The sequence below is a fragment of the Starkeya nomas genome, assembly GCF_902703545.1.
GTDB lineage: Bacteria > Pseudomonadota > Alphaproteobacteria > Rhizobiales > Xanthobacteraceae > Ancylobacter > Ancylobacter moscoviensis.
Genome location: NZ_CACSAS010000001.1, coordinates 3660146 through 3687019 on the forward strand (window position 1 = coordinate 3660146; position 26874 = coordinate 3687019).

The following is a 26874-nucleotide window of genomic DNA, read 5'->3' on the forward strand; positions in this document are numbered from 1 at the left end:
GCCCGAGGGGTGCCCCGACAGCTCAGCCGAGACCTATTGCGGAGGTCCACCATGCCTTATGCGACCAATGCCGACCTGCCACCGCCGGTCCGCGCGCATCTGCCTGCCCACGCTCAGGACATCTATCGCGAAGCCTTCAACCACGCCTTCGGCACGCGTGCGGGCGAACCCGACCGCGAGGAGCGCGCCCACCGCATCGCCTGGGCCGCGGTGAAGCGCTCCTACGTCAAGGACGGCGAACGCTGGGTGCCGCTCTGATGCCCCGCCCCCCATCATCATCGCCGGTCGATCCGCGCTTCTTCGCCGGGCTGCGCGCGGCCCAGCTCTCGGCCATGGACCAGTGGCGCGGCATGCAGGCGCGCACGCTCGACCTGTTCGGCTTCGGCACGCATGAATGCGCGTTCGAGGTGGTGGCCTCCGGTCCGCACTGGCGGCTGCGGCATTATCCCGGCGAGACGGCCGGCCCCGCCCTGTTCATGGTGCCGGCGCCGATCAAGCGTCCCTACATCTGGGACCTGACGCCGACCGTCAGCACGGTGCGCTTCTGCCTCGACCGGAAGTTCGGGGTCCATCTGCTGGAATGGCTTCCGCCGGCAGATGGCGACGGCAGCGCCGGCATCGAAGCCTATGTTCGGGCCATTGCAACCGCGCGCGAGGCGATCGCGACCCGCATGGGCGCCGCCCCCTTCCTGCTCGGCCATTCGCTCGGCGGCACGCTCGCCGCCCTCGCCTGCGCGGCACATCCAGGCCTCGCGCGCGGCCTCGTGCTGCTCGGCGCGCCGCTGAGCTTCGAGCCGGGTTCCAGCCCGTTCCGCGACATGGTGGTCGCGCAGGAGCGCCGCCCCCCGAGCGACGACGCCATAGCGGGCTCGCAGCTCTCCCAGTCCTGCGCCCTGCTCTCACCCGGCACCTTCCTCTGGGCGCGCTGGATGGACGGAGCCCTCTGTCTCGGCGATCCGGCCGCGCTCGACATCCACATCCATGTCGAGCGCTGGGCGCTGGACGAGGTGGCCCTGCCCGGCCGGCTGGTCCATGAACTCGTCGAAGAACTGTACCGGGAGGACCGTTTCCGCCGGGGCGCATTCACCCTCGGCGGGCGCACGCTCGGGCCGGCAGACCTCGCGCTCCCCGTTCTCGCCGTGGTCAACGAGGCGGACGAGATCGGCCCACGCGCCAGCGTCGAACCGTTCTTCGCCCGCATGGGCGACGCCGACACGCAGGTGCTCACCCATCCCGCGGAAGTCGGCGTCGGGCTGCAGCATCTGGCCGTGCTCGCGGGCCGGCAGGCGCATGCCGAGCTATGGCCGCGCATCGCCGACTGGATCGTCGCCCGCGCCTGAACCGGTTTACGCCTCCGGCGGCAAGGCCGCGTCGAGTTCCTCGAGCCAGACCTGCGCCCCCGCATCGGACGGCGCCCGCCAGTCGCCGCGCGGCGACAGGGAGCCGCCGGCGGTGATCTTCGGGCCGTTGGGCAGCGCCGAGCGCTTGAACTGGTTGGCGAAGAAGCGCGTCAGGAACACCCGCAGCCAGTGGCGGATTTCGGCGCGGGAATAGGCCCGCCGATCCTCCGGCGGGATGTTCGTCGGCCAGCGCCCGCGCTCCACATCGCCCCAGGCCCGCTCGGCGAGGAAGGCGATGCGCGAGGGGCGGAAGCCGTAGCGCGTCAGGTAGAACAGGTTGAAGTCCTGCAGCGCATAGGGGCCGACCACCTGCTGCGTCGACTGGATCGCCGCCCCGGCCTCCGCCGGCACCAGCTCGGGCGAGATCTCGGTGGCCAGCACCGCGTCGAGCACCCCCGCCGTTTCCGGCGAGACGTCCCCGGAGGCGGCGACGAAGCGGATCAGGTGCTGGATCAGCGTCTTCGGCACCGAGGCGTTCACATTGTAATGGGACATGTGATCGCCGACGCCATAGGTGCACCAGCCGAGCCCCAGCTCGGAGAGGTCGCCGGTGCCCACCACCAGCCCGCCGGCCCGGTTGGCGAGCCGGAACAGGTAGTCCGTGCGCAGGCCCGCCTGCACGTTCTCGAAGGTCACGTCGTAGACCGGCTCGCCCCGGGCGAAGGGATGGCCGAGATCCGCCAGCATCTGCCGCGCCGCCGGCCGGATGTCGATCTCGCTCCCGGTCACGCCGAGCGCGGCGATCAGCGCCTGCGCATTCGCGCGCGTGGCGTCGGAGGTGGCGAAGCCGGGCAGCGTGTAGGCCAGCACATCCGAACGCGGCCGGCCGAGGCGATCCATCGCCCGCGTCGCGACGATCAGCGCCTGGGTGGAATCGAGCCCGCCGGAAACGCCGATCACCGCGTGCCGGACGCCCGTCGCCGCAAGCCGCTGCGCCAGCCCCTGAACCTGGATGTTGTAGGCCTCGTAGCACTCCTCGGCGAGGCGCGAGGCGTCCGCCGGCACATAGGGGAAGCGCTCGATCACCCGCTCCAGCGGAACCGCCGCCGCCGGCCGGTCGAGGACGAAATCGACGGTGCGGAAACCACCCGTTCCCTCTTCCCGCACGCAGTCGCCGAACGTGTTGGTGCGCATGCGCTCCTGACGCAAGCGTTCGAGGTCGATATCGGCGGCGACGAGGGTCGGCCCGGCCGGGAAGCGTTCGCTCTCGCCGAGCGCGTCGCCATTCTCGAAGATCGCTGCCTGACCGTCCCAGGCGAGGTCGGTCGTCGATTCCCCCGGCCCCGCGGCGGAGTATGCATAGGCGGCTATGCATCGCGCCGAATGGCTGGCGCAGAGCAGACGGCGGTGACGCGCCTTGCCGATGGTGATGTTGCTCGCCGAGAGATTGAGCAGCAGTTCCGCCCCCGCCAGCGCCGCCCGCGTGGAGGGCGGCAGCGGCACCCAGATGTCCTCGCAGACCTCCACATGGAAGGTGAAGGGCACGCTGCCCCGCGAGCGGAAGAGCAGGTCGGTCCCGAACGGCACCTCCTGCCCGGCGACCCTGATCGTCCCGCCGCGCTGGCCGAGTCCGGGGACGAAGTGCCGCCGCTCGTAGAATTCGCGGTAATTGGGCAGGTAGCTCTTCGGCACCGCTCCCAGCAGCGCGCCGCGATGGATGACGAGGGCGGTGTTGAAGAGCTGTCCCTCACGGCGCAGCGGCGCGCCGACGACGAGCACCGGATAGAGATCGCGCGAGGCCGCGACGAGATCGCCCACCGCCGTCTCCACCCGGTCGAGCAGCGCGTCCTGCAGCAGCAGGTCGTCGATGGCGTAGGAGGACAGCCCCAGCTCCGGGAACAGCATCACCCCGACATCGCGCGCATGCCCCTGCGCCGCCAGCTCCAGATGCGCGCGGGCGGCGAAGGCCGGATCGGCGACGCGTCCGCTCGGCACGCAGGAGGCGACGCGCAGGAAGCCATGGCTGTACAGGCAGTTGAAATCGGCCATCCCATCCCCGCGACCGCAAGGGCCGCCGACATCATCGCCGATCGCCCGAACGGCGCCGATCTTTACCCGCCCCGCCGCCGACGGCCAGATGAAAACCACCGCGCCCCGCGCCGCCACTCAGGCGGGCGACGGCGGACGGACGGGAAAGCGCGCCAGCGTCGCGATCACCTCCTCGTCGCCGAGCTGGCCGAAATCCCGATAGAAATGCCCGAGCGCGCCGAAACGCTCCGGCATCTCCAGGCAGACGAGATCGTCGACCTCCGGCCGCAGCTCGGCCACCGCCTCGGGCGGGGCGACCGGAACGGCCAGCACCAGCTGCGCCGGCTCGCGCCGGCGGATCGCCCGCAGCGCGGCTTTCACCGTCGCGCCGGTGGCGATGCCGTCATCGACGACGATCACCACCCGCCCGGCGATTTCCGCCCGCTCGCGGGCCCCGAGATAACGAGCCCGGCGGCGCTCGATCTCCGCCAGTTCCCGACGGCAGACGCGCTGGAACTCCGCCTCGCCCACGCCCTCATGCGCGATGATCTCCTCGTTGCGCACGATCACCGGCTCGGCGCCGTCGACCACCGCACCGATGGCGAGCTCCGGCTGCCAGGGCAGGCCGATCTTGCGCACGAGAACGAGGTCGAGCGGCGCCGCCAGCGCCCGCGCCACCTCCGCCGCCACCGGCACGCCGCCACGCGGCAGGGCGAGCACCACCGGGCGCTTCGTCCGGTAGGGCAGAAGCGCAGCCGCCAGCCGGCGCCCGGCATCGCTTCGGTCGGCGAACACCATCGCGGCCTCCCGCGCCGGGCGTCAGCGATAGACGAGGACCGGCACCGTCGAATGCGTCAGCACCTTCTGCGTCACGCTGCCCAGCACCAGCGCCGCGACGCCGCGCCGGCCGTGCGAAGCCATGGCGATCAGGTCGCAGTCGCGGGCATCGGCGGTCTCGACGATGGCGCGCCAGGGGTCGTCGCTCTCCACCTGCACCGCGTCGCAGGGCACGCCGAACTGCCGGGCGATCTGCTCGGCGGCGGAGAGGAACTCGCCCGCCGTCGCATGCGCCTGCCGTTCATAGTCGGCCCGGGTGGCTTCGATCTGCGACGAGGACCAGGTGAGGAGGCGGAATGGCTCCACCGCCGTGAACACCGTCACCTTGGCGCCGGCGTCGCGCGCCAGAGCCATGGCCGATTGCACGGCGGTGTTCGACAGCGGCGAGCCGTCGGTGGGGATGAGGATATGGGCGAACATGGTGCGTCTCCTTGCATGGACGCCACGGGGACGAGCGCCCCCGCGGCCTGGGCCATCATGCCCAACCGCCCATAGGCTCCCGGATCAGGTGATCGTTCACCGCCCGCACGCCCGGCGTCGTCTCGGCGACGACGCGCAGCGCCCGCCTCTCGGCATCCGCATTGGCGATGCCCCAGAGGTTCACCACGCCGTCATCCACGGTGACGTTCAGGCGCCACGTATTGGCCCAGGGCTGCTCGCGCAGCCGGGTCATCACCTGCTCGCGGATGGCGCTGTCGGAAAGCGGGATCTCCAGTCCCATGCTCCGGCGCGCCACCGCCTGAATGAGGTTGGAGCGGCTGACGATGCCGACCAGCTTGCCGCCTTCGACGATGGGGATGCGCTTGATGCGGTGCTCCTCCATCAGGGAGGCGATCTCGTCGAGCGGCGTGTCGGGCTTGGCCGTCACCACCGGCCGGCGCATCACATCGGCGGCGGTGCGCCCATGCGCCTTCACATATTCCGCGGCGAGCGTGCTGTCGTCGAGCAGCGCCTCCAGCCACCAGGAGCGACGCCGCTCGGTCCCCGCCTCGGCGCGGCGCAGCAGGTCGCCCTCGCTGACGATGCCCACCACCTCTCCGCCATCGTCCACGATCGGTACGGCGCTGATACGGTTGTCGAGCAGTTGCCGCGCCACGTGCACCACGAGGTCGGTGGATTTCGCCGTGATCACCGGCGACGTCATCACGTCACGTGCCTTCATGTTAACCTCCCGATTTTATTGTCTTCATTGTTTCATGATCCGACATCGACAGGATTGATGCGGATCAACCGGCAGACTACAGCTATCGACGTCTTGATGGTTCCTGAGGGACGACTTTGAATCCCGACCTCGCGAACCGTTCCCATCCGGTCCGCAAGCCTGAAATACGCCACGACAACCCGCGCGGGCGACAACACCCCGACATGATACGCTAGGGAACGGCATCGTTGCCTCCGGCAACTTCCTCCCGGCGGGTCCGCCTGTGCTCTATCAAGTGCGAAGACGCCGTTTCGTTCACATCGTGCGTCCATATCTTACCGGAAGGATCCGCCGCCGGCGCTCCGGGTGAAACCCTCACCAGGGACACACCCCGTCACCACCCTCCGAACCCTTGCGACGGACAGGTGACAGCCGGCCGGGGCCGGGTTATTCACCCGCCTGTGACGGACAGGAAAAGCGCTTGACAAAGGCGCGGCTTCACGCGAGCCTAAGAAACGAGCGGCGGGCAAGGATGCCCAATGTCGCGGCAATTTCGGTGAACATTTCCAACGACGGTGCCGATCGGCATTGCGGGTTGGTGGCAACGACGCCCACGGTCGAAAGGCCGGCGGGCGTTTTTTGTTTTGGTCGGAGCGCAGGGTGTCGAAGCACTACCGCATAGGGGTCATGTTCTCGACCACCGGACCCTACAGCGTCGTCGCCCGTTCCATGCTGAACGGGGCGCTGCTGGCGGTTGCCGAACAGGTCGCGCCCGGCATCTCCGTCGAACCCGTCGTGGTCAATCCGGGCGGCGACCTCGCCAGCTACGCCGCGCTCAGCCGCGACCTGCTGCAGTCGGGCGTGCGGCACGTGGTCGGCTGCTACACCTCCTCCAGCCGCAAGGAGGTCATCCCCTGCTTCGAGAAGCACGACGCGCTGCTCTGGTACCCCTCGCACTATGAGGGTTTCGAGAGTTCCAACAACGTCATCTACACCGGCGCCTCGCCGAACCAGCACGTCCTGCCGCTCGTCGACCACATGCTGGCCCATGTCGGGTCGAGCGCCTTCTGCATCGGCTCCAATTACATCTGGGCCTGGGAGAACACCCGCATCTTCCGTGAGGCGATGACCGCGCGCGGGGCACGGGTGCTGGCCGAACGCTACGTGCCGGTCGGCGACACCGAGATCGACCAGGTCGTCGAGGCAATCCTCGAAGCCCGGCCGAGCTTCGTCTTCAACAACCTCATCGGCACCAGCAACTACGCCTTCTTCCGCGCCTTCCGCGCTGCCTGCAATGCCCGCGGCATCGACCAGCCGCGCGTCATCCCGGTGGCGAGCTGCACGCTGTCCGAACCGGAGCTGGAAGAGATCGGCACGGATGCGGTCGACGGGCACCTGAGCTGCAGCGTCTATTTCTCCTCCCTCGCCTCGCCGACCAACGAGGCTTTCACCCGTGCCTATCGCGCGGCCTTCCCCGAGGGCCCCTCCACCTCCGCCGACGCGGAAGCCTCCTACATCGCGATGAAGCTGCTCGTCCTCGCGCTCGCCGAGGCCGGCACGGACGACGTCGAGGCGGTGAAGGAAGCCGCCACGCGCCAGCATCTCCTCGCCCCGCAGGGCGAGGTGCACATCGACCCGCAGACGCTGCACGCCCATCTGACGCCGCGAATCGGGATTTCAAACGCTGCCTCGCGCTTCGAGCTGATCGTCGAGGCGCCCGGCCCGGTCCGTCCGGACCCCTATCTCGTCCAGTCGTCGCCGCGCTATGCGGTCGCTGCCCGCAACTCTTCACTGAGAGTGGTAAAGTGATGGCTCCTCGACTGCTCCAGAACTTCAACGGCGGCCGGGCCTATATCGTCACGTCCAATCTCACGGCCGTCGAAGCGCTGCACACCACCCTCGGCAAGCTGGGCGTGAGCGCGACCTTTCCCGCGCTCGTCGACGGGCGCGCCGACATCGATCTCGGCGCCCTGCAGGCGGAGCGCGACATCCTGTTCGTCGACGGCGATCTCGACAATCCCGTCGCCCTCGACATCGATGCCGGCTCCCGCCAGCCGCCGGTGCCGGTGATCGGCCTCGTCGGCGTCGAGGCGCCGAGCCGGCTCAAGCACCTCGTCAACCTCGGCGCGACGGCCTTTCTGCGCAAGCCCGTGCAGGGTGCCGCCGTCTACACCGCGCTGTTCCTCGGCATCAACCAGTTCCTGTTGCGCGGCGACCTCCGGTCGCGGCTCGACGACATGGATCGCCGCCGGCGTGGCCGCCGCGCGGTGGTGAAGGCCATCATCGCCCGCATGAAGGACACGGGCGTCGATGACGACGAAGCCTATGAGTGGCTCCGTCGCGAAAGCATGCGCTCGCGGCTGACTCTCGAAGACTACTGCGAGGCTTTCATGAAGACGAGGGCGGAAGCCCTCGACCCACCGATGCGACCGCTCCTCGCGGAGCGCAGCTCGGAAAGACGATAACCTTTCACAGGAGAAGAAAATGACTGGGAAGACCATGCGGGGGCTGCGTGCCGCGGCCCTCACGGGGACGCTTTTGCTCGGCGCCGCCCACAGCTTCACCCCTGCTCTCGCCGCCGACCCGATCAAGCTCGGCGTGCTCGAAGACCAGTCCGGCGACTTCGCCGCCGTGACCAACGGCAAGGTGAACGCCATCCAGCTCGCCGCCGACGAGATCAACAAGGCCGGCGGCATCGCCGGCCGCCCGCTGGAACTCGTGATCTACGACACCCAGTCCGACAACACGCGCTATCAGGAGTTCATGCGCCGCGTGCTCCAGCGCGACAAGGTGGATGCCGTGTTCGCCGGCTTCTCCTCGGCCTCGCGCGAGGCCTACCGGCCGATCGTGAACCAGTTCAACGGCCTGGCCTTCTACAACAACCAGTATGAAGGCGGCGTCTGCGACGCCAACATGATCGTCACCGGCGCGGTGCCCGAGCAGCAGTTCTCCACCCTCATCCCGTGGATGATGGAGAAGTACGGCAAGAAGGTCTACACGCTCGCCGCCGACTACAATTTCGGCCAGATCTCGGCCGAGTGGGTGCGCAACATCGTCAAGGAGAACGGCGGCGAGATGGTCGGCGAGGATTTCATCCCGCTCGGCGTGTCGCAGTTCTCGCAGAACATCCAGAACATCCAGAAGGCCAAGCCCGACTTCGTGGTGACGCTGCTCGTCGGCACGGCGCAGGCCTCCTATTACGAGCAGGCCGCCGCCGCCAATGTCGGCCTGCCGATGGCCTCCTCGGTGAATGTCGGCCAAGGCTACGAGCACAAGCGCTTCAAGCCGCCATCCCTCAAGGACATGTACGTCACCACCAACTACATCGAAGAGATCGACTCGCCGGAATCGAAGGCGTTCGTCGCCAAGTTCAAGGCCAAGTACCCGAACGAGCCCTACATCAACCAGGAGATGGAGAACTCCTACCTCGCCGTCTACCTCTACAAGCAGATGGTGGAGCGGGCCGGGACGACCGACCGCGAGGCGCTGCGCAAGGAGATCGCCAAGGGCGACGTGTGCATGGACGCCCCCGAGGGCAAGGTCTGCATCGACCCGAAGAGCCAGCACATGTCCCACACCATCTATCTCGCGAAGGTGAGCGAGGACCACTCCATCTCCTTCCCGAAGGTGTGGCAGGACATCAAGCCCTACTGGCTGGGCGAGGCCGGCTGCGACCTGACCAAGAGCGACCCGAGCGCGCAGTACACGCCCTCGAACCCGCCGCCGAAGCCCTGAGCCGGCAGCCGGAACAACCCGCCGGTCGGAAAGCCTGACCGGCGGTCTCCGGTGCGGCGATCGGTCCGCCGATCGCGCTTCGACCGCTTCACGGGCTGCCGCCGACGCGGCCGTCCCGTGCGTTGCCCCGGCCGACCCCCTCAGTGCCGGGGCAACCTTTTCCTTCCAGCATAGGGCCGCTCGCCGATGGATGTCGGAACTCTCGCCTTCTCCGCCCTCTACCAGTTCGGCGACGCCTTCGCCTTCCTGGTGCTGTCCGCCTGCGGGCTCGCCGTCATCTTCGGGATGATGGGCGTGATCAACCTCGCCCACGGCGAATTCATCATGTGCGGTGCCTATGTCACCGTCTCCGCCGTCCATGCCGGCATTCCGCTGCCGGTCGCCGTCGTCATCGGCGCGCTGGTCTCGGCGGCGGTGGGCGCGCTGGTGGAGATCCTCGTCATCCGGCATCTGTACGACCGGCCCCTCGACACCATCGTCGCCACCTGGGGCCTCAGCCTCATCGGCACGCAGGGCACGCTGATCCTGCTCGGCTCGACCATGGCCGGCGTCGGCACCCCCTTCGGCAGCTTCCAGGTCGGCGACTATTCCTATTCCGTCTACCGCCTCGTCCTGTTCGGCATGGCCGTGCTCGTGCTGGCGGCGCTCTACGCCCTGTTCAACTGGACGCGCTTCGGCGTCATGGCCCGCGCCACCATCCAGGTGCCGCATATGGCGGCCGCGCTCGGCGTCGACACCCGCCTCGTCTACAGCCTGACCTTCGCCCTCGGCGCGGGTCTGGCGGGCCTCGCCGGCGGCCTCTACGCCCCGACCATGACGCTGGTGCCGACCATGGGTACCACCTTCATCATGGAAGCCTTCGTGACGGTGGTCGTCGGCGGCGCCGACGTGTTCCTGGGAACCGCCCCGGCGGCGGCGCTGCTCGCCGTGGTCAAGGCGACCATGACCTCCTGGTACGGCCAGCTCGCCGGACAGATCGGCCTGCTCATCGCCGTCATCATCGTCATCCGCGTCCTGCCGCGCGGCATCTCCGGCTTCCTCCTGCGCGAGCGCGCCTGACAGGACACGAGAAGGACACCAATGAACGCGCTCTCCCGCTTCTTCCGCCGCCTGGAAGGCCCGCAGACGCTGGGCCGCGGCCCGGCCTTCTGGGTCGGTTTCCTCGTCGTGCTGGCCGGCGCCTGCGCCTACCCGCTGTTCTCGGACGGCTACACGGTCGGCAACACCGTCTACTTCTTCACCTGGATCTTCATGGCGCTCGGCCTGTGCCTCATCTGGGGCTATGGCGGCTCGCTCAGCTTCGGGCAGACGGCCTTCTTCGGCATCGCCGGCTACAGCTACGGCATCCTCACCATCAATTTCGGCGCCGCTTACGGCTTCACCCTGGTGGCTCTGGTCTTCGCGGTGGCGATCGCGGCGCTGTTCGCGGCGCTGCTCGGCTACTTCCTGTTCTTCGGCCGCATCTCCGGCGTGTTCCTCGGCATCGTCACCCTGTCGGTGACGCTGGTGCTGGAGCGCTTCATGGCCCAGACCGCCGGCCCGGAATGGCGCATCGGCGCCGCCCGCCTCAACGGCTTCAACGGCATGAGCAACATGCCGCCGCTCACCCTTCCCTGGCCCGGCGGCGACATCGTGCTGTTCCCGGACGTCCAGCTCTACTATGTCGTGCTCGGGCTGCTGGTCGTGGTCTATCTCGGCCTGCGCATCCTGGTGAACTCGTCCTTCGGCAACATCCTCGTCGCCATCCGCGAGAATCCCGAGCGTGCCGAGATGCTCGGCTACGACATCCGCAAGTACCAGCTCGGCACCTTCGTCATCGGCGCGGCGCTGGCCGGCCTGTCGGGCGTGCTCTACACGAGCTGGGGCCAGTACATCACGCCCTCCAGCATGGGCATGACCGCCGCGGCGCTGCCCATCGTGTGGGTGGCGGTCGGCGGCCGCTCGGACCTCACGACGACGCTGATCGGCACCGTCACCGTGCTCGCCGTGTTCCAGGCGCTGACCATCCACGGCAGCCAGTACGCGCTGGTGGTCATGGGCGCGATGCTGGTGGTCACCGTGCTGCTCGCCCCGAGCGGCCTCATCTTCGCGCTCGCCAGGCTCGTCGCCCGCCCCTTCGCCAAGCGCCAGCCGGGAGACGCCTGATGCCGCTCCTCGAAACCCGTGCCCTCAACAAGCGCTTCGGCGGCCTGCACGTCACCAACAATGTCGATCTGGTGCTGGAAACCGGCGAGGTGCACTGCCTCATCGGCCCGAACGGCGCCGGCAAGTCGACCCTGTTCCGCCTGATCCTCGGCGAGCACCTGCCGAGCAGCGGCTCGATCCTGTTCGGCGGCGAGGACATCACCGCGTTCAAGTCCTTCCAGCGCATCCGCCGGGGCATGAGCGTGAAGTTCCAGGTGCCGGGCATCTTCAAGGCGCTGAGCGTGCGGCAGAACCTCGAAATCGCGATGCAGCACCATTACGAGCCGGCCACGCTGGCGGAGGAGATCGACCGGCTGCTTGCCTTCCTGAACCTCTCCGGCGATGCGCGGCGCCTCGCCGGCAATCTCAGCCACGGCCAGAAGCAGTGGCTGGAGATCGGCATGGCGATCAGCCTCAAGCCGCGCCTCCTGCTGCTCGACGAGCCGACCGCCGGCATGTCGCCGGAAGAGACCCATGCCACCGGCGAGATGATCAAGCGCCTGAACGCCGACGGCATGACGGTGCTCGCCGTCGAGCACGACATGGCCTTCGTGCGGCAGGTCGCCGACAAGGTGACGGTGCTGCATCTGGGCAAGGTGTTCGCCCAGGGCTCGATCGACGACATCGTCGCCGACGAGGAAGTCGCCGCGATCTATCTCGGGCAGACGACGGCCCATGCCACCGCCCATCAGCAGCCGGGGGGCCTCCATGCGTAAGGAAATCATGCTCTCCACCCTCGGCCTGCGGGCCGGCTACGGCGGCAAGCCTGTCCTGCAGGGCCTCGACCTCGAGGTCCGCGAGGGCGAGATCGTCGCGGTGATCGGGCGCAACGGCGTCGGCAAGTCCACGTTGATGAAAAGCCTCATCGGCCTCGTCCCGGCCATGGACGGCTCCATCGTCTACCGCGACAAGCCGGTCGAGCACATCTCCCCCCATCGCCGGGCCCGGCTCGGCATCGGTTACGTGCCGCAGGGCCGCGACGTCTTCCCGCGCCTCACCGTCGGCGAGAACATCGCCGTCGGCGGCATGCGGGCGGGCGGCGTCACCGAGGCGGACCGCCGGCGGGTGCTGGGCTATTTCCCGATCCTGGAGGAGCGCTGGTCGCAGCGCGCCGGCACCATGTCGGGCGGCCAGCAGCAGCAGCTCGCCATCGGCCGCGTGCTGGTCGCCAATCCGTCGCTGATCCTGCTCGACGAACCCTCCGAGGGCATCCAGCCCAACATCGTGCAGGACATCGCCCGCATCATGGTGCAGCTCAACAAGGACACCGGCGTCACCATCGTCCTCGTCGAGCAGAACATCGACATGATCCGGGCGATGGCCCAGCGCTGCTACGTCATGGACAAGGGCCGCATCGTCGCCGAGCTCGAACGCGAACAGCTCGCCGACGGCGAAGCGATGCGGCGCCACCTCGCCGTCTGATCGAGACAGCCTGTTTCGGGATAGCCAGCTTCAAGGAGAACATCATGTCCTGGCTCGAGAACTCCATCATGGCTCGCAAAGGCCTCGCCAAGGGCCAGGCGGGCGCCTCCCACACCATCACTGAGGCGGAGCAGGGCACGTACCACTACGTCTACGGCCCCTATGTCGATCCCGTGCTGAAGGTGGATCCCGGCGCGGTGGTGGCTGCCGAGACGCACGACGCCTTCGAGGGCAAGATCCAGCACGAGACGGACAACCCGCTCGAGATCCTGAACTTCCCCTATCTCAACCCGCAGAACGGCCCGATCTTCGTCAACGGCGCCGAGAAGGGCGACACGCTCGCCGTCTACATCAAGTCCATCGTCCCCCGCGGCCCGCAGCCGCGCGGCACCACGCTGATCATGCCGGAGTTCGGCGGTCTCGTGCCGACCAAGGACACGGCGATGCTCAACGCGCCGCTGCCGATCAAGGTGAAGAAGCTGCACGTCGACGCCGAGACCGGCACGAAGTGGAGCGACAAGCTGACCCTTCCCTATGTGCCGTTCATCGGCACCATCGGCACCTCGCCGGAGATCGAGGCGATCACCTCGCTGCAGCCCGACTATTACGGCGGCAACATGGACCTGCCGGACGTCGGCGTCGGCGCCGTCATCTACCTGCCGGTGAACACCAAGGGCGGCCTGCTCTATCTCGGCGACTGCCACGCCACCCAGGGCGATGGCGAGCTGTGCGGCGTGGCGCTGGAGCACCCCACGGTCACGACGATCCAGATCGATCTCATCAAGGGCTGGAGCGTCCACACGCCCCGCCTCGAGACCAAGGACTTCATCATGTCCATCGGCTCGACCCGCCCGATGGAGGACGCCACCCGCATGGCCTATCGCGACCTCATCCGCTGGATGGCGGCCGATTACGGCTTCGATGAAGTGGAGGCCTACATGCTGCTGACCCAGTGCGGGCGCGTGCGCCTCGGCAACATGGTGGACCCCAAATACACGATGGGCGCCTCGATCCTGAAGTCCTATCTGGGCTGACCCCAAGGCCCCAGCCCCTCTCCCCGCCGGGGAGAGGGGCACCCGCCGGGCCTCGCCCCGCAGACCGCCTGACACCCCATTCCCGGCGCGACCGCCTGACCGTGCGGGCGCCGAACGCCCCCTTCCGTCCGGAGAGAGCCGATGACGAAGCCGCTCAAGGTCGCCACCGTCCAGTTCGAGCCCACCATGTTCGAGAAGGAGCGCAACATCGCGCGCCTGATCGAGATGGTCACCGAGGCCGCGGAGGCCGGCGCGAAGCTCATCGTGACGCCGGAGATGGGCACCACCGGCTATTGCTGGGTCGACCGCGCCGAGGTCGCGCCCTTCGTCGAGCCGATCCCCGGCCCCACCACCGACCGCTTCGCCGACGTGGCGCGCGCGCATGATTGCTACATCGTCGTCGGCATGCCCGAGGTCGATCCCACGACCAACCTCTATTACAATGTCGGCGTGCTGGTCGGCCCCGAGGGCGTCGTCGGCACTCACCGCAAGACGCACCCCTACATCGCCGAGCCGAAATGGTCGGCGCCGGGCGATCTCGGCCATCAGGTGTTCGAGACGCCCATCGGCCGCATCGCCATGCTGGTGTGCATGGACATCCACTTCGTCGAAACCGCCCGCCTTGTCGGGCTGGCCGGCGCCGACATCATCTGCCACATCTCCAACTGGCTGGCCGAGCGCACCCCGGCCCCCTACTGGATCACCCGTGCCGTCGAGAACAGCTGCTACCTCATCGAGGCCAACCGCTGGGGGCTGGAGCGCACCGTGCAGTTCTCCGGCGGCAGCTGCGTCATCGGGCCGGACGGCGCCATCGAGGCGGTGATCGACGCGGGCGACGGCGTCGCCTATGCCGAGCTCGACCTCGAACGCGCCCGCGCCCGCCGCGTGCTCGGCGAGAAGGTGTTCGAGCAGCGCCGGCCGGAGCTCTACATGGAGCTGCCGACCAACACCTATCTGTGGAACCCGCTCGACTTCTTCACCCTTTACGGCCACCGCCCGCTGCCGCCGGGCCGCCGCTCGCGCATCGCCGTCGCGCAGTTCGCGCCGGGCGGCGACGTGGAGGCGAACCTCGCCCGCATCGAGGAACTCGCGGTGAAGGCCGCGCGCGAGGAGGGCGCGGAGCTCGTCGTGTTCCCCGAGCGCGCCGTCACCGGCCTCGACGCGCCGGGCGCGGTGCCGCTCGACGGCCCCGCCGTGGCGAAGCTCGTCGCCATCGCCGCCCGGCACGACCTCCACATCGCCGCCGGCCTCGCCGAGGATGACGCAGGCACGCTCTACAACAGCGCGGTGCTGGTCGGCCCACAGGGCGTCATCGGCCGCTACCGCAAGACCCACCTCGATGCGACCGATCACAACTGGGCGCAACCGGGCGACGAATGGGGTGTTTTCGACACCAAATTCGGCAGGATCGGCCTGCTGATCGGCCATGACGCCGCTTTTCCCGAATCCGGCCGCGTGCTCGCGCTGCGCGGCTGCGACCTGATTCTCGCCCCCGCCGCGCTGCGCAGCCGGCTAACAAATTCGCATGCGGGCAGCGCGGTGGCGCAGAACTACCCGATTCCGACCGGCGCCGATCCGCATCACTGGCACCTGATGCGCGCCCGTGCCGGCGAGAACAACGTGCACCTCGCCTTCGCCAACGTGCTCGATCCGGCAGCCGGCTATAGCGGCAAGAGCGGTGTCTTCGGGCCGGACACCTTCGAGTTCCCCCGCCGCGAGGCCATTCTCGGCGAGGGCGAAGGCGTCATCGCCTGCGACATCGACACCTCGAACCTCGACAGCCGCTACCCGACCAACGTGGTGCGGCGCAAGGATCTGGTGACGATGCGCCTGCCGCATCACTACCAGCCGCTGATCCGCTGACATCCTCCGGCGTTCCGTTCGCCCGGCCGCCCCGGTAGTATCCCCGGGTGATTTGCGTGGCCGGGCGGCGGATGTCCGGCAGGGGGATACGGATGAGAATTGCGGGAATGGGGCTGGCCGCCGCGCTGGGCATGCTGCCCCCGGCGGCCTTCGCCGCCGATCCCCCGTCTTCCCTGTCCCGTACCGCCGCCCGGCAGTGCCAGGCGGAAGGCCCGGGCTTCTACTACGTCCCCGGCACCGATACCTGCCTGCGCATCGGCGGCTATCTCTGGACCGAGAGCTATTACAACAGCTACACGGACTACCCGCGCCAGAACGACCGGACCTACTGGGTTTCGACCTTCGGCCTGCAGGTCGACGCACGCACCGCCACCGATTACGGCCCGCTGCGCTCGCATATGGAGGCGCGCATGATCTGGCGCTCCGCCGATCCCTGGTCGGACGGGCCGGCGGGCGCCGACTTCCAGCCGTGGGACATGCACATCGACTTCGCCGGCTTCACCTTCGGCTACCTCCAGTCCTTCTTCGACTTCTACGCCAATGCCGATGTGCTCGGCACCGACCCCGCCACCATCGGCGACGAGACGCAGATCGGCCTCGTCGGCTACACATGGAAGCTCGGCAACGGCTTCGCGGCGCAGGTCTCGCTGGAGGATTCTTCCGCGCGCGACGCCGGCCTGCTGCCCGCCAGCCCCGCATCCGCCGACCCGGAGGAAGCATACGGCGCGACGGCGCGCCTGCCGGAGATCGTGGCCACCTTCGGCCAGAGCGGCGATTGGGGCTCCTTCCTGCTATCCGGCGCGCTGCACCAGATCGGCGCGGCGAGCACGCAGGCCGGCCTCGGCCGCACGACGGACGACTGGGGTTATGCCGTGCAGGGCGGCGTGATGTTCAACCTGCCTGTCATCGCCAAAGGCGACACGCTCTATCTCCAGGCCGCCTACGCGGACGGCGCGGTGTCCTATCTCGGCCTCATCGATGCAAGCGGCGACTTCTCGGCGCCGGACGCCTTCGTCCGCGCCGACGGCGGCCTGTCGAAAGTGCGCGGCTGGAGCGCCGTCACCCAGTATCTGCACAACTGGAACGACCGGTGGAACTCCGCATTCTTCGGCGGCATGGGCCGCTTCGACATCGACGATCCCGTGGCCCGCACCGCCTATGGCGCCAGCGGGGTGACCAACGTCAATGTCGGCGCCAACCTGACCTGGACGCCAGTCGCTCCCCTCGCCGTCACCCTGCAATATGATTACAACCTCTATCGGGCGGACGACTATCGCCCGACCGGCAACGGCTTGCCCGTCGCCTCGCAGGAGGCGCATGAGGTGCTGCTGATGGTTGCCGCCACCTTCTGAGAGCGCCCGAGCCGAGTAAGGCGTTGTCTTCCGCGCGGCCCTGCGCGATCCGCCCCCGGATTCTCTCGCCCCCCCGCGCCGTCACTACTTGCGGCAGATCAATGCGCGCGAGCACAACCTGTCATTTGCTTGATGCGACCTTGCCTGACCCTGTCGTGCGGACATGGGTCATGTCGATCCCAACTCCGACAGGAGGATGCGATGCAGGAAAAGGAACTCCACCGGCGTCTCATCGAGGCGATCGAGCATGACGGCGAACGCGCCGACGTCGATATCCGCCTCTCGCCGGAAAAGCGCATCATCATGCTCACCGGCCGGGTCCGCTCGCGCTGCACGCAGATCGGGATCGAGCAGACGATCAGCCGCCTCGCCGGCGGTTTCACCGTCGTCAACCAGCTCAAGGTTGACCCTCACTTCAGCCGCCCCGTCTTCGTGCTGCATTAAAGCAGCAGCGGAAAGCGCGGGGTGCCGGTTGAGACCGGGTCCGGTATTCAGCTATATTTTCTTTGATATAACTGAGCGCCGGCGCGAAGGGGCTGCCGCATGAGCCTGATCCTCGCCTTGCAAGGTGGGCCGCGCGCCGTCATCCAGGCCGCGCTCGCGGCCTTCGCCGCCCGACGCCGCGTAGAAGGCTGTCGGATCGCCGGACTTGTGGAAGTCACCGACGCAACCGACGGCCCCAGATGTGCCGGCCATGCGCTGCAGGATCTGCGCAGCGGCCGGGGCTACCCGATCGCCCAGGACCTCGGGCGTCGTTCGGATTCCTGCCACCTCGACGGCGCCGGCGTGGCCACCGCCTGTCAGGCCGTGACCAATGCGCTGGCCGATGGCTGCGACGTTCTGGTGCTCGCCAAGTTCGGCAAACTGGAATCGACGCGCAGCGGCCTCGTCGACGCCTTCGGACGTGCCATCGAGCGTGGCATCCCCATCCTCACCGCCGTCGCGCCGATCTACACGGCCGGCTGGGTCCGGTTCGCCGGCGATCTCGCGACGTTCGCCCGGCCGGATGCGGCTGAAATCGAGGATTGGTGGCAAACCGTGAGACCGGATTTGACCTCGCCGCCTTCAGAAGGCTTGCTGGCGGGCACACTCCACGGGCCGCGACCGCCGCGCCCCGTCAACGCCACACGGGACCATGGCCTCGCTGTCGATCCGCATTGACCTCGATCCGGACGGCCGCGTCGGGCCCGGCAAGATCGCCCTGCTGGAAGCCATCGCCCGCACCGGCTCGATCTCGGCCGCGGGCCGGGCGATGGACATGTCCTACAAGCGGGCCTGGGATCTGGTGGACGAACTCGGCCGCATCTTCGATCAGCCGGTCGTCACCTCGCAGGCCGGCGGCAGGCATGGCGGCGGCGCGCGGCTGACGCCCTTCGGCGAGGAGCTGATCGCCCGCTACCGCGAGATCGAGCAGCTCGCCGCCGCTGCCGTCCGGCCGCATCTGGACGCGCTGCAGGCAAACACGCCCAGGGGATCGCTGGCCGCCCGGGAAGGCCTCCCGGTCCGCACCGGCTGAAACGGCGACAGATCGGACTTGCACCCGCAGCTATATTCGTCGCTATATATGTTTGAATATAGCGATGAGGCGACCATGCGGATGAGCGGAAGATACCGGCCCGAACGGCGGCGCTCCGTCGTCGCGATCCGCCATGTCGCCTTCGAGGATCTGGGCACGCTCGCCCGCACGCTCGACGCGCGCGGATGGGACATCGCCTATTGCGAAGCCAGCACCGACCAGCTTTCCCACCGCTCCATCCGCGACGCCGATCTCGTCATCGTGCTCGGCGGCCCGATCGGCGTCGCGGACATGACGACCTACCGCTTCCTCTCCAGCGAGATGCACCTGATCGAGCGCCGCCTCGCGCGCGGCAAGCCGGTGCTGGGGATCTGCCTCGGCGCCCAGCTCATGGCCGCGGCGCTCGGCGGACGCGTCTTCGCCGGGCATGTGAAGGAGATCGGCTGGGGCGAGGTCTCGCTCACGCCGGACGGTCTTCGTTCGCCGCTGGCCCCGCTCGACCGGCCGGGCGCGAAGGTGCTGCACTGGCACGGCGACAGCTTCGACCTGCCGCCCGGTGCGCGCCGCCTCGCCTTCAATGCGCAATATGCGAACCAGGCCTTCTCCCATGGCACGACCGGGCTGGCGCTGCAGTTTCACATCGAGGCCGACGCCCGTGGCCTCGAGGAATGGTATGTCGGCCACGCGGTGGAACTGAACGCCGCCGGCATCGATCTCAAGCGCCTGCGCCGGGACGGGCGGGCCGAGGCCGAACGGGCCCGCCAGCTCGCGGACGACATCTTCGAGGGATGGTTGGCCGAACTCTTCCCCGAAGAACAGCCAGCCGTCGCCGGCATCGGGGAAGGCCGGTCGAGCGGAATCGTGCCCCGGATGGCGGGCGCCATTCTCTCCTGAAGAAGCCGCAGAGCCTCTCCCCGGCATCGATTCCGGGCACGCGCCTCGCGCGGGCGGCACGTCGATTGCATCGATTACGAGGCCGGCTAAGTGTCGCCTGTTCACGGCGGCCTCACGCCCCCATGCCGTCCTTCCTCGAGGTCCTCCCCGTGTCTTCCCTTCCACCCGCCGCATATACACGCCTCGGCATGCTCACGCCCTCGTCGAACACGGCGCTCGAGCCGCTCACGGCGCGCATGCTTGCCCGCACTCCCGGTATCTCCGCTCACTTCTCCCGCTTCCGCGTCACCGAGATCGCGCTGTCGGAAGGTGCGCTGAACCAGTTCGATTTTTCCGCCATCCTGCCGGCCGCCGAGCTGCTGGCCGATGCCCGCATCGATGTCATCGGCTGGAACGGCACCTCCGCCGCCTGGCTCGGCTTCGAGCGCGACGAGGCCCTGTGCGCCGCCATCACGGAACGCACCGGCATCCCCGCCTGCACCGCCGTGCTCGCCTTCCGGGAGCTGTTCGAGACGCACGGCTTCCGCCGCATCGGCCTCGTCACGCCCTATCTGGCGGACGTGCAGCAGCGCATCCGCGCCAATTGGCAGGCGGCCGGCTTCGATTGCGCGACCGAGCGCCATCTCGGCCTGAAGGACAATTTCTCCTTCGCGGAGGTCGGTGAGGAAACGGTCAGCGCGATGGCGCGGCAGGTGGCCGAGGAGGGCTGCGAGGCCGTGGCGATCGTCTGCACCAATGTGAAGGGCGCGGCCATCGCCCCGGTGCTGGAACGCGAACTGGGCGTTCCCGTGCTCGATTCCATCGCGGTGACGCTATGGAAGTGCCTTGCCCTCGCGGGACGCGACCCGTCGGCGCTGCGTCCTTGGGGCGGGCCGTTCGCCCTCTGAGCGATGCGGATGAGGCCGGCGCGGGACCACGCCCGCGCCGGCTCTTCGAAGGTTAAATCCTGGCCGAATTCGCGTAGAAGGGGGTCGGTTCGGCCTCGGGCAGATAGCCCTCGTAGAACTTCTTCACATGGGGGAACACGGCGAGGCCGAGTTCCCGACGGGCAACTTCGTCGGCGCTGCGCGGCGTGGCGAGCGTATCGGCGATCTCCGCCAGCACCGCGTCGCGATCAACCTTGGTGAAGCGCCCGTCCTCGTAGACGACCTCGCCATTGATGAAGACCGCGTCGACCGCCCCGGTCTTGGCGCGCTGCACCAGCGCGTCGAGCATCGGGATATCAGGATCCTGGAAGGGATAGGTCGCCTTGGTCCAGCTGATCAGCGCCGCGTCGAAGAATCGCCCCTCGTCGAGCCGGCCGATGGAGGCGCCGAAGGCGGTGGTCATGGCGCCCGCCTCGGTCGCCATCTTCACCACCTGCGGGCAGGTCGGCACGTCCGCGTCCTCCATGCCCGGCACGCGATGTACGCGCAGCGCGAGGCGCAGTTCGGAGAGCATGTCGCGGTCGTCGTTGATGCCCGCCTCGTCGAGCCCCATGCCGACATTGATGCCCTTCGCCTCCCACCTGTTGAGCGGGGCAAGGCCCGAGCGCAGGCGGAAGTTGGAGGAGCAGTTGTGGCAGATGCAGGTGCCGGTGTCGGCGACGATGTCGATATCCTCCTCGTTCAGCCACACGCCGTGGCCGAGCGTCATGTGCGGGCCGAGCACCCCGAGATCGTGGAGATGGCGCAGCGCCGTCTTGCCGGTGCGGCGGCGGGCATATTCCTTCTGGTAGATCGTCTCCAGCAGATGCATGTGCATCGGCACGCCGGCCGCCTTCGCCTTGGCGTCGAGCGCCTGAAGCCCCTCATCCGTGCACCAGTGCAGGTTCGCCGGCGCCAGCTGGATGCGGGTGAGGCTCTGGCCGGCGTTCTCGGCCGTGAGCTGGTCGAACAGCTTGAGGAAATCGTCGAAGGGCATGGCCTGCGCCTTCAGGTGCCGGGCGAGCTTATCGCCGAGTTCCGCCGGCAGCCGGGCGCAGAAATCCTCGTCGGCCTCGTAGACGAGGCGGTTCTGCTCGCGCACCGCGTAGCAGTAGGAGGCGCGCATGCCGAGCGCGCGATAGGCGCCCAGCACCTTGCTCGCCGCGCCGTGGATCGCCTCATAGCCGCCCGGCATCCAGCCATGGATGTGCTGCACCGTGGTGATGCCGGAAGCGATCATCTCGAAGGCCGAGTAGAGCGTGTCGAGCGTCAGGTCGAGCCGCCGCGCCGGCAGGCGGCTGGCGAACCACAGTTCCAGCGCATGGTCGGGCGAGCCGAGCTGGAGGGGCGTCATGCCGACATGGTGATGGCTGTTGACGAAGCCCGGCAGCATGGCATGGTCGGGGTACTTGCGGGTCTCGGCCGTCGGGGCGAGCTTCTGCATCTCCTCCAGCGCGCCCGTCGCGACGATCACGCCGTCACGCGACAGCACCGCGCCGTCCTCGATGACGATCGGCGTAGAGCGATCCTTGATGCCGGTGACGACCCAGCGGGCCTGGACGATCAGTTCAGCCATGATGCTTCCTTGGACTGTAAGGGCAGGCGCAGGCGCCGTGCCGTGGCATTGGTCTGCCGGGCGCGGGCGATGCGCTCCGGGTCGATGGAAAGAAGGAGCGGCCGGGCGTCGCCTTGCGGCAGGCCGGCGATGAAATCCCCGTCCGGGCCGAAGGCGAGGGTCTCGCCGTCATGGTTCACCGGGCGGCCGGAAACCGTCTCGGTGCCGTAGCGCGCGGCGGCAAGCGCATAGACGGCGTTGGCGCGGGCGCTCGCCTGAAGCTCGGCGGCGAAAAGCCCCTCCGGGTCGCCCGGCGCCGGCCCTCCCACGAGAACCGCCACCAGATCCGCGCCCGAGGCGGCCGCGGCGCGCCAGCATTCGGGAAAGCGGCGGTCGTAGCAGACGAGCGTCGCCACCCGCAGCGCGCCGATCGCTACCGAGCCGATCGCTACCGAGCCGATCTCCGGCGGACCGGGCGCGAAGTGATCCGCCTCGCCGAAACGCTCGTCCGTGCCCGCGGGCGGCAGGTGGACCTTGACGGCGGCCCGTTCGATCCGGCCGTCCGCATGGGCAAGCAGCGCCGCGTTGCAGGGCAGCCCCTCGTCATGGCGGAGCGCCAGCCCGAACAGCACGGCGATGCCGTGCGTCGTCGCGACATCGCGCATCCGCGAGACCGTGGGTCCGCCCTCGGCCTCCGCCAGATCGGCCCATGCCTCCGGTGCTTCGCCGGCTACATAGGGATGGGCGAACAGCTCGGGCAGAACGGCAAGCATCGCGCCGGCACGGGCGGCGGCGGCGATGCCGGCCTCCGCCTCCCGCCATTGCGGCGCGGGATCGCGGCCGGCCGGCCCGATGGGCACGGCAGCGACGGTGAGCACGCGGTTCATGGCAGGCTACACCGCTTCCTGTTCGGCGAAGGCGCGGTCCACCTCGTCCGCGAGCAGCTCGGCGAACATGTCGCGATAGGCGTGGTAGCGCGGATCGCGGCTTTCCCGCGGGCGCGGCAGGTCGATCGGCACGATGGTCTTCACCCGGCCGGGACGGGCGGTGAACACCACCACGCGGTCGGCCAGCGAGATCGCCTCGTCGATCGAATGGGTGACGAGCAGGATCGAGGCCCCGCTGTCGCGCCAGATCTGCAGCAGGAAGTCCTGCATGCGCGCCCGCGTCTGCACGTCGAGCGCCGCGAAGGGCTCGTCCATCATCAGCACCTTCGGCCGCATGGCCAGCGCCCGGGCGCAGGCGGCGCGCTGGCGCATGCCGCCGGAGAGCTCGTCGGGCTTCTTGTCGAGCATGTCGCCCAGGCCGACGCGCTTGAGCATCTCCACCGCGATCTCCCGCCGGCGGACCGGCTGGACATGCTGGACGGAAAGCCCGAAGGCGACGTTGTCGGCGATGGTCAGCCACGGAAAGAGCGAGGCTTCCTGAAAGATGAGGCCCCGTTCGGCGGAAGGCTCGGTGACGGGCTCGCCGTCGCAGGCGATGCGTCCGCCGGAGACCTCTTCCAGTCCCGCGATCATGTAGAGCAGGGTGGACTTGCCGCAGCCCGAAGGGCCGAGCAGGACGATGAACTCGCCCGGTGCGACGTCGAAGGTGAGGTCGCTCAGGGCCTGCACGGGCGCGCGGCCTTCCGGCGTCCAGCGCTTGGAGACCGACTGGATCGAAACGGCGGGGCGGGTCATCGCGCGCCTCCCTGGTTCGGGGCGATCCACCAGAGCATCCGGCGCTGGACCTGGCGCAGCGCGAAGTCCGAGAGGAAGCCGAGCAGGCCGATGATCGCCATGGTGAAGAAGACCAGCTTGGCGTTGAAGGTCGAGCGCGCCATGGAGGTGATCTGGCCGAGGCCCGTGCCGACGCCGACCGTCTCGGCGATCAGCACCACCATCCAGGCCGCGAACAGGTTCAGCCGCAGCGTCATGAACAGGCTCGGCAGGATCGCCGGGAGGATGACCTTCCAGAAGGTCTGGCGCTGGCTCGCCCCCATGATGCGGGCGACATGGATGTAGTTCTTCGGCACGCTTTCGATCTGCGCGCCGGTCGAGAGCACGATGGCGAAGAACACCGTGATGAAGACGAGGAAGATTGCCGGCACGTCGCCGATGCCGAAGACGAAGATCGCCACCGGCAGCCAGGCCACCGGCGAGATCGGCGCCAGCAGCAGGATGGTCGGCAGCAGCAGGTTGCGCAGGAACTTCACGTAGTGGATCGTCGCGCCCACCGCGACGCCGCAGGCGAAGCCGAGCGCCAGACCGACGACCACCCGCATCGTCGTCCAGGCCATGGTGATGAGCAGCGCCCCCACCCCGCCTCCCGTCGCCACCGAGCCGACGCGGTTGGAACGGTCGAAGAACTGCAGCGTGCCGGGAATGTCGGCGAGGAAGAGATGCGGGGGCGGCAGCAGCAGCGGATCGGCATAGCCGAGCGCCCACAGCCCCTCCCAGATGCCGGCGAACAGGCCGACCGAGACCACGCCCCAGACGAGGGTGGAAAGGCGCCGGCGCCAGGCCGGCGACAGCGAGAATCCGGGCGGATCGAGCGGCGCTCCCCCGCGGGCGGGCGCGGCCTCGCCGAGGCCGGTGCGGCCGGCATCTGCGCTCATCGTCATGGCGTCCTTCCGAGGTTGCAGGCAGACGGCCGCCCGGCCGCGCACGGCACGGTCGGGCGGCGGCGATGCGTCAGACGGACTTGAGCTTCAGCCCGTCATAGAGCGCCTTGTTCTCGGCGATCACGGCCTCCATCAGGCTCCAGTCGAAGGCGCCCTGGTTGGGCAGCTTCTTGACGTAGCCGAGCTCCTTCATGGAATTGCCGCGGTCGATGATGAACTGCGTCTGGCTGCGCTGGTCGACGACGATCGGCTGCTTGCTGGACGCGTCGATGGCCGCCTCCATGCTGGTCTTGTAGTACTTGCCGACCGTGTCCTTGAGCGCGGCGCTCTTGTCCGCCTCCGCCTGCGACTGGGCGACGAACAGCGCCTTGATGACCGCCTTCACCGCCGCCGGGTTGCTCTCGAGCAGCGGCGTGCGCACGGCCAGCACGCAGTCCGAATAGCCCTTGCCGTAGACGTCCGTGCCGTTGGAGAGGACCGTCGCCCCCTTGCGGCCGAGCACGCATTGCGAGGCGTAGGGCTCGATGTGGCAGATCGCGTCGATGGCGCCCGCCATGAAGGCCTGGGCCAGCTCCGGGGAGGTGTCGAGATACTTGATCTCGACGTCCTTGAAGGAAAGCCCGGCCTTCTTCAGGTAATCATAGGGAAGAACTTCCAGCGTATCGGCCTGGAAGGTACCGAAGGTCTTGCCCTTCAGATCCGCCGCGGAATTGATTCCTTCCTTGGCGACGATGATGCAGCCCTCGACGCCGCCGCCGGCGACGATCTTCACCGGCGCGCCGGCATCGTAGAGCGTCAGGAAGTTCGAATAGGGGATCATCGACATATCGACGAGCCCGGCGCCGAACATGGTGGTGATCTCGGTGTTGGACGGGGTGACCACGAATTCCAGGTCGACGCCGTCCGCCTTGGTCAGCTCCCGCTCCTTGGCGAGGAAGATGCCCATGTTGCAGAAGCCGGAGCCGTGCGTCGCCTTGATGGTGGTGTTGGCGGCACGGGCCGCGGTCGGCGCCAGAAGGCCGGCGAGCGACGCCGGCAGCGCGATGGTCGCCGCGGCGCCGGCCACGGACGATTTCAGGAAGCTGCGGCGCGAGAAATTACGAAAGAAGGTGCCGTCACGATCACACATGATCCCCTCCGGATCTTGAGAACCGATACGACCCCATCCTGCCGGCCCGATCGTTGTCGAACCGCCGGATCAGCCGTCACGGCCTGGTGCCGCAACAGCGGGATCCGCGGACGGGATCACGATGATGGGCACGCCAACCCGAAAGAGCATTTTCGCCCTGCGCTACACCAACGGTGCGGCGAAAACAGCCGCAACTATACTCGGCAAATACGGCCTAGAAAGCGCAAATAAACGTCACGAACTCTGCCGTTTGACTAAAAAATATGCCGATGACCACCGGCCTACTTGATCTGCACCGTCACCCAACGCGACCGACGGCACGACCGGAAATGCCGCCCCCCCATTCTTCCGACAGCGCCCCGGCAAGACAAATCCCGAAGCGCCCCGACACGAGCACCCTCTTTCAAAACCTTCCAGCGGTTCGCGGGAGGGAAGTAAAAGCCGCCCCCGAAGGCCACGCAACAATTTTTTGTATGTTGAATACAATTTACTCTAATAGGCTATGATAAAGGCATAATGTGATTATAATTGCAGCGCCTGAGCCGCTATCCGCAGCCGGCGGGCATGGTAGGATCGAGCGGTGACGGAACAGTCGGACATCCCGAGAAAAAGAGGGCGCCCGCGCAAGCCCCGGCCCGCGGACGCCGCCGGCACGGAACGCCTTCCGCGCGCCGGCCTGCACGAGCGCGCCGCGCGTCAATTGCGCAGCATGATCGTCACCGGCAAGCTTCCAGGCGGCGCCCCGATAGTAGAAGCCGAGCTTTGCGAGGTTCTCGGCATTTCCCGCACGCCGCTGCGCGAGGCGGTCAAGATGCTCGCCGCGCAGGGACTGGTGGAACTGCGCCCCAACCGCAGCGCCCGCGTCGCGCCCATGGATGCGAGCCACGTCACCGATCTGTTCGAAGCACTGGGCAATGTCGAGCGGATCGCCGCCGAATACGCCGCCCTCCGGCTGACGGCGACGGAGCTCTCATCCCTGCGGCAGATGCAGGAGACCATGGAGCGCTACTACGGCGAGGGCGACCTCGCCGCCTATTTCGCGGTCAACCAGGCCATTCACAGCGCCATCCTCGCCGGCGCCCGCAACGCCACGCTGGTGGAGATGCACCGCTGGCTGTTCGCCCGCGCCGAGCGCGCGCGCTATTTCGCGCTGGGCCGGCACGCGCGCTGGGTGGAATCCATCCAGGAGCACAGGGACATCCTCGCCGCGCTGGAAGCGCGCGAACCGGAAACCGCCGGGCGGCTTCTCGCCGCCCATGTCATGCATACGGGAACGGGTGTTCTGGCGCTGCTCGCCGCAAGCGCCGTCGCCGGCGACGCCGCCTGAGGGGGCC

27 protein-coding genes are annotated in these 26874 nt (G+C 68.3%); 18 read left to right on the plus strand and 9 right to left on the minus strand.

Annotated features, from left to right (window positions below):
- Window positions 1-51 precede the first annotated feature (51 nt).
- Window positions 52-258, plus strand: coding sequence for a ChaB family protein (locus STARVERO_RS17410; protein WP_159600358.1), 207 nt, complete (start codon window positions 52-54; stop codon window positions 256-258).
- Complete coding sequence (locus tag STARVERO_RS17415) at window positions 258-1340, plus strand: serine aminopeptidase domain-containing protein (RefSeq protein ID WP_159600360.1); 1083 nt, start codon at window positions 258-260, stop codon at window positions 1338-1340. The genes STARVERO_RS17410 and STARVERO_RS17415 overlap by 1 nt, the downstream gene beginning before the upstream one ends.
- 6 nt (window positions 1341-1346) lie before the next feature.
- Here STARVERO_RS17415 and STARVERO_RS17420 read toward each other — a convergent pair whose 3' ends face one another.
- From STARVERO_RS17420 to STARVERO_RS17435, 4 genes are all read right to left on the minus strand, one after another.
- The gene (locus tag STARVERO_RS17420; protein ID WP_159600362.1) at window positions 1347-3389 is read right to left on the minus strand and encodes an NAD(+) synthase; all 2043 of its coding nucleotides are present in this window, start codon (window positions 3387-3389) and stop codon (window positions 1347-1349) included.
- A gap of 117 nt (window positions 3390-3506) precedes the next feature.
- On the minus strand, window positions 3507-4166 hold the full coding sequence (locus tag STARVERO_RS17425) for a phosphoribosyltransferase (RefSeq protein WP_159600364.1): 660 nt from the start codon (window positions 4164-4166) through the stop codon (window positions 3507-3509).
- A 21-nt stretch (window positions 4167-4187) separates the two neighbouring features.
- Window positions 4188-4625, minus strand: coding sequence for a universal stress protein (locus STARVERO_RS17430; protein ID WP_159600366.1), 438 nt, complete (start codon window positions 4623-4625; stop codon window positions 4188-4190).
- Between the two features lie 55 nt (window positions 4626-4680).
- A complete protein-coding gene (locus tag STARVERO_RS17435; RefSeq protein WP_159600368.1) occupies window positions 4681-5367 on the minus strand; it encodes a CBS domain-containing protein in 687 nt (228 codons plus the stop codon).
- 639 nt (window positions 5368-6006) lie between these two features.
- Here STARVERO_RS17435 and STARVERO_RS17440 point away from each other — a divergent pair.
- The 15 genes from STARVERO_RS17440 (at window position 6007) to STARVERO_RS17510 (ending at window position 20233) form a co-directional block, all read left to right on the plus strand.
- Window positions 6007-7155 (plus strand): transporter substrate-binding domain-containing protein, encoded by a 1149-nt coding sequence (locus tag STARVERO_RS17440; RefSeq protein ID WP_272482962.1) that lies wholly within the window; start codon window positions 6007-6009, stop codon window positions 7153-7155.
- On the plus strand, window positions 7155-7811 hold the full coding sequence (locus STARVERO_RS17445) for an ANTAR domain-containing response regulator (RefSeq protein WP_144341593.1): 657 nt from the start codon (window positions 7155-7157) through the stop codon (window positions 7809-7811). The genes STARVERO_RS17440 and STARVERO_RS17445 overlap by 1 nt, the downstream gene beginning before the upstream one ends.
- Window positions 7812-7830: 19 nt before the next feature.
- Window positions 7831-9081, plus strand: a complete 1251-nt coding sequence (locus STARVERO_RS17450) for an urea ABC transporter substrate-binding protein (protein ID WP_144341592.1) — start codon at window positions 7831-7833, stop codon at window positions 9079-9081.
- A 186-nt stretch (window positions 9082-9267) separates the two neighbouring features.
- A complete protein-coding gene (locus STARVERO_RS17455; RefSeq protein ID WP_144341591.1) occupies window positions 9268-10140 on the plus strand; it encodes an ABC transporter permease subunit in 873 nt (290 codons plus the stop codon).
- A 21-nt stretch (window positions 10141-10161) separates the two neighbouring features.
- Window positions 10162-11226 carry a branched-chain amino acid ABC transporter permease gene (locus STARVERO_RS17460; RefSeq protein ID WP_144341590.1) on the plus strand — a complete coding sequence of 355 codons (1065 nt, stop codon included), beginning with the start codon at window positions 10162-10164 and terminating at the stop codon, window positions 11224-11226.
- The gene (locus tag STARVERO_RS17465; RefSeq protein ID WP_144341589.1) at window positions 11226-11981 is read left to right on the plus strand and encodes an ABC transporter ATP-binding protein; all 756 of its coding nucleotides are present in this window, start codon (window positions 11226-11228) and stop codon (window positions 11979-11981) included. Before STARVERO_RS17460 ends, STARVERO_RS17465 begins: the two co-directional genes overlap by 1 nt.
- The gene (locus STARVERO_RS17470; RefSeq protein WP_144341588.1) at window positions 11974-12687 is read left to right on the plus strand and encodes an ABC transporter ATP-binding protein; all 714 of its coding nucleotides are present in this window, start codon (window positions 11974-11976) and stop codon (window positions 12685-12687) included. Before STARVERO_RS17465 ends, STARVERO_RS17470 begins: the two co-directional genes overlap by 8 nt.
- A gap of 44 nt (window positions 12688-12731) precedes the next feature.
- Window positions 12732-13721, plus strand: a complete 990-nt coding sequence (locus STARVERO_RS17475) for an acetamidase/formamidase family protein (RefSeq protein ID WP_159600370.1) — start codon at window positions 12732-12734, stop codon at window positions 13719-13721.
- A 141-nt stretch (window positions 13722-13862) separates the two neighbouring features.
- Entirely contained in the window at window positions 13863-15584 is a 1722-nt protein-coding gene (locus STARVERO_RS17480; RefSeq protein ID WP_159600372.1) for a nitrilase-related carbon-nitrogen hydrolase, read from the plus strand.
- A 107-nt stretch (window positions 15585-15691) separates the two neighbouring features.
- Window positions 15692-16936, plus strand: a complete 1245-nt coding sequence (locus tag STARVERO_RS17485) for a porin (RefSeq protein WP_244616805.1) — start codon at window positions 15692-15694, stop codon at window positions 16934-16936.
- 201 nt (window positions 16937-17137) lie between these two features.
- On the plus strand, window positions 17138-17380 hold the full coding sequence (locus tag STARVERO_RS17490; RefSeq protein ID WP_159600376.1) for a BON domain-containing protein: 243 nt from the start codon (window positions 17138-17140) through the stop codon (window positions 17378-17380).
- A gap of 99 nt (window positions 17381-17479) precedes the next feature.
- Window positions 17480-18097: a DUF2478 domain-containing protein gene (locus STARVERO_RS17495; RefSeq protein ID WP_159600378.1), complete on the plus strand. Its 618-nt coding sequence runs from the start codon at window positions 17480-17482 to the stop codon at window positions 18095-18097.
- Window positions 18072-18452 carry a winged helix-turn-helix domain-containing protein gene (locus STARVERO_RS17500; protein ID WP_159600380.1) on the plus strand — a complete coding sequence of 127 codons (381 nt, stop codon included), beginning with the start codon at window positions 18072-18074 and terminating at the stop codon, window positions 18450-18452. The genes STARVERO_RS17495 and STARVERO_RS17500 overlap by 26 nt, the downstream gene beginning before the upstream one ends.
- Before the next feature lie 81 nt (window positions 18453-18533).
- On the plus strand, window positions 18534-19346 hold the full coding sequence (locus tag STARVERO_RS17505; protein ID WP_159600382.1) for a glutamine amidotransferase: 813 nt from the start codon (window positions 18534-18536) through the stop codon (window positions 19344-19346).
- 188 nt (window positions 19347-19534) lie between these two features.
- Window positions 19535-20233, plus strand: coding sequence for a maleate cis-trans isomerase family protein (locus tag STARVERO_RS17510; RefSeq protein ID WP_244616806.1), 699 nt, complete (start codon window positions 19535-19537; stop codon window positions 20231-20233).
- Between the two features lie 52 nt (window positions 20234-20285).
- Here the strand turns inward: STARVERO_RS17510 and STARVERO_RS17515 are convergent, their stop codons facing one another.
- The 5 genes from STARVERO_RS17515 to STARVERO_RS17535 all read right to left on the minus strand — a co-directional run bounded on the left by STARVERO_RS17515 (window position 20286) and on the right by STARVERO_RS17535 (window position 25540).
- Window positions 20286-21827: an amidohydrolase family protein gene (locus STARVERO_RS17515; protein ID WP_159600386.1), complete on the minus strand. Its 1542-nt coding sequence runs from the start codon at window positions 21825-21827 to the stop codon at window positions 20286-20288.
- The gene (locus STARVERO_RS17520; RefSeq protein ID WP_159600388.1) at window positions 21815-22693 is read right to left on the minus strand and encodes a carbon-nitrogen hydrolase family protein; all 879 of its coding nucleotides are present in this window, start codon (window positions 22691-22693) and stop codon (window positions 21815-21817) included. The genes STARVERO_RS17515 and STARVERO_RS17520 overlap by 13 nt, the downstream gene beginning before the upstream one ends.
- A 6-nt stretch (window positions 22694-22699) precedes the next feature.
- The gene (locus STARVERO_RS17525; RefSeq protein ID WP_013169042.1) at window positions 22700-23488 is read right to left on the minus strand and encodes an ABC transporter ATP-binding protein; all 789 of its coding nucleotides are present in this window, start codon (window positions 23486-23488) and stop codon (window positions 22700-22702) included.
- On the minus strand, window positions 23485-24411 hold the full coding sequence (locus STARVERO_RS17530) for an ABC transporter permease (RefSeq protein WP_144341577.1): 927 nt from the start codon (window positions 24409-24411) through the stop codon (window positions 23485-23487). Before STARVERO_RS17530 ends, STARVERO_RS17525 begins: the two co-directional genes overlap by 4 nt.
- 70 nt (window positions 24412-24481) lie before the next feature.
- Window positions 24482-25540 carry an ABC transporter substrate-binding protein gene (locus STARVERO_RS17535; RefSeq protein ID WP_159600390.1) on the minus strand — a complete coding sequence of 353 codons (1059 nt, stop codon included), beginning with the start codon at window positions 25538-25540 and terminating at the stop codon, window positions 24482-24484.
- Window positions 25541-26120: 580 nt separating this feature from the next.
- Between STARVERO_RS17535 and STARVERO_RS17540 the strand changes: the two genes are divergently transcribed.
- Window positions 26121-26867, plus strand: coding sequence for a GntR family transcriptional regulator (locus STARVERO_RS17540; RefSeq protein WP_144341575.1), 747 nt, complete (start codon window positions 26121-26123; stop codon window positions 26865-26867).
- The last annotated feature ends 7 nt before the right edge of the window (window positions 26868-26874 follow it).

What these genes read in the sequence shown, in the direction of transcription:
- STARVERO_RS17410 (WP_159600358.1), top strand. Translation starts at nt 52, where the DNA reads ATGCCTTATGCGACCAATGCCGACCTGCCACCGCCGGTCCGCGCGCAT.
- STARVERO_RS17415 (WP_159600360.1), top strand. Translation starts at nt 258, where the DNA reads ATGCCCCGCCCCCCATCATCATCGCCGGTCGATCCGCGCTTCTTCGCC.
- STARVERO_RS17420 (WP_159600362.1), bottom strand. Translation starts at nt 3,389, where the DNA reads ATGGCCGATTTCAACTGCCTGTACAGCCATGGCTTCCTGCGCGTCGCC.
- STARVERO_RS17425 (WP_159600364.1), bottom strand. Translation starts at nt 4,166, where the DNA reads ATGGTGTTCGCCGACCGAAGCGATGCCGGGCGCCGGCTGGCGGCTGCG.
- STARVERO_RS17430 (WP_159600366.1), bottom strand. Translation starts at nt 4,625, where the DNA reads ATGTTCGCCCATATCCTCATCCCCACCGACGGCTCGCCGCTGTCGAAC.
- STARVERO_RS17435 (WP_159600368.1), bottom strand. Translation starts at nt 5,367, where the DNA reads ATGAAGGCACGTGACGTGATGACGTCGCCGGTGATCACGGCGAAATCC.
- STARVERO_RS17445 (WP_144341593.1), top strand. Translation starts at nt 7,155, where the DNA reads ATGGCTCCTCGACTGCTCCAGAACTTCAACGGCGGCCGGGCCTATATC.
- STARVERO_RS17450 (WP_144341592.1), top strand. Translation starts at nt 7,831, where the DNA reads ATGACTGGGAAGACCATGCGGGGGCTGCGTGCCGCGGCCCTCACGGGG.
- STARVERO_RS17455 (WP_144341591.1), top strand. Translation starts at nt 9,268, where the DNA reads ATGGATGTCGGAACTCTCGCCTTCTCCGCCCTCTACCAGTTCGGCGAC.
- STARVERO_RS17460 (WP_144341590.1), top strand. Translation starts at nt 10,162, where the DNA reads ATGAACGCGCTCTCCCGCTTCTTCCGCCGCCTGGAAGGCCCGCAGACG.
- STARVERO_RS17465 (WP_144341589.1), top strand. Translation starts at nt 11,226, where the DNA reads ATGCCGCTCCTCGAAACCCGTGCCCTCAACAAGCGCTTCGGCGGCCTG.
- STARVERO_RS17470 (WP_144341588.1), top strand. Translation starts at nt 11,974, where the DNA reads ATGCGTAAGGAAATCATGCTCTCCACCCTCGGCCTGCGGGCCGGCTAC.
- STARVERO_RS17475 (WP_159600370.1), top strand. Translation starts at nt 12,732, where the DNA reads ATGTCCTGGCTCGAGAACTCCATCATGGCTCGCAAAGGCCTCGCCAAG.
- STARVERO_RS17480 (WP_159600372.1), top strand. Translation starts at nt 13,863, where the DNA reads ATGACGAAGCCGCTCAAGGTCGCCACCGTCCAGTTCGAGCCCACCATG.
- STARVERO_RS17485 (WP_244616805.1), top strand. Translation starts at nt 15,692, where the DNA reads ATGGGGCTGGCCGCCGCGCTGGGCATGCTGCCCCCGGCGGCCTTCGCC.
- STARVERO_RS17490 (WP_159600376.1), top strand. Translation starts at nt 17,138, where the DNA reads ATGCAGGAAAAGGAACTCCACCGGCGTCTCATCGAGGCGATCGAGCAT.
- STARVERO_RS17495 (WP_159600378.1), top strand. Translation starts at nt 17,480, where the DNA reads ATGAGCCTGATCCTCGCCTTGCAAGGTGGGCCGCGCGCCGTCATCCAG.
- STARVERO_RS17500 (WP_159600380.1), top strand. Translation starts at nt 18,072, where the DNA reads ATGGCCTCGCTGTCGATCCGCATTGACCTCGATCCGGACGGCCGCGTC.
- STARVERO_RS17505 (WP_159600382.1), top strand. Translation starts at nt 18,534, where the DNA reads ATGAGCGGAAGATACCGGCCCGAACGGCGGCGCTCCGTCGTCGCGATC.
- STARVERO_RS17510 (WP_244616806.1), top strand. Translation starts at nt 19,535, where the DNA reads ATGCTCACGCCCTCGTCGAACACGGCGCTCGAGCCGCTCACGGCGCGC.
- STARVERO_RS17515 (WP_159600386.1), bottom strand. Translation starts at nt 21,827, where the DNA reads ATGGCTGAACTGATCGTCCAGGCCCGCTGGGTCGTCACCGGCATCAAG.
- STARVERO_RS17520 (WP_159600388.1), bottom strand. Translation starts at nt 22,693, where the DNA reads ATGAACCGCGTGCTCACCGTCGCTGCCGTGCCCATCGGGCCGGCCGGC.
- STARVERO_RS17525 (WP_013169042.1), bottom strand. Translation starts at nt 23,488, where the DNA reads ATGACCCGCCCCGCCGTTTCGATCCAGTCGGTCTCCAAGCGCTGGACG.
- STARVERO_RS17530 (WP_144341577.1), bottom strand. Translation starts at nt 24,411, where the DNA reads ATGACGATGAGCGCAGATGCCGGCCGCACCGGCCTCGGCGAGGCCGCG.
- STARVERO_RS17535 (WP_159600390.1), bottom strand. Translation starts at nt 25,540, where the DNA reads ATGTGTGATCGTGACGGCACCTTCTTTCGTAATTTCTCGCGCCGCAGC.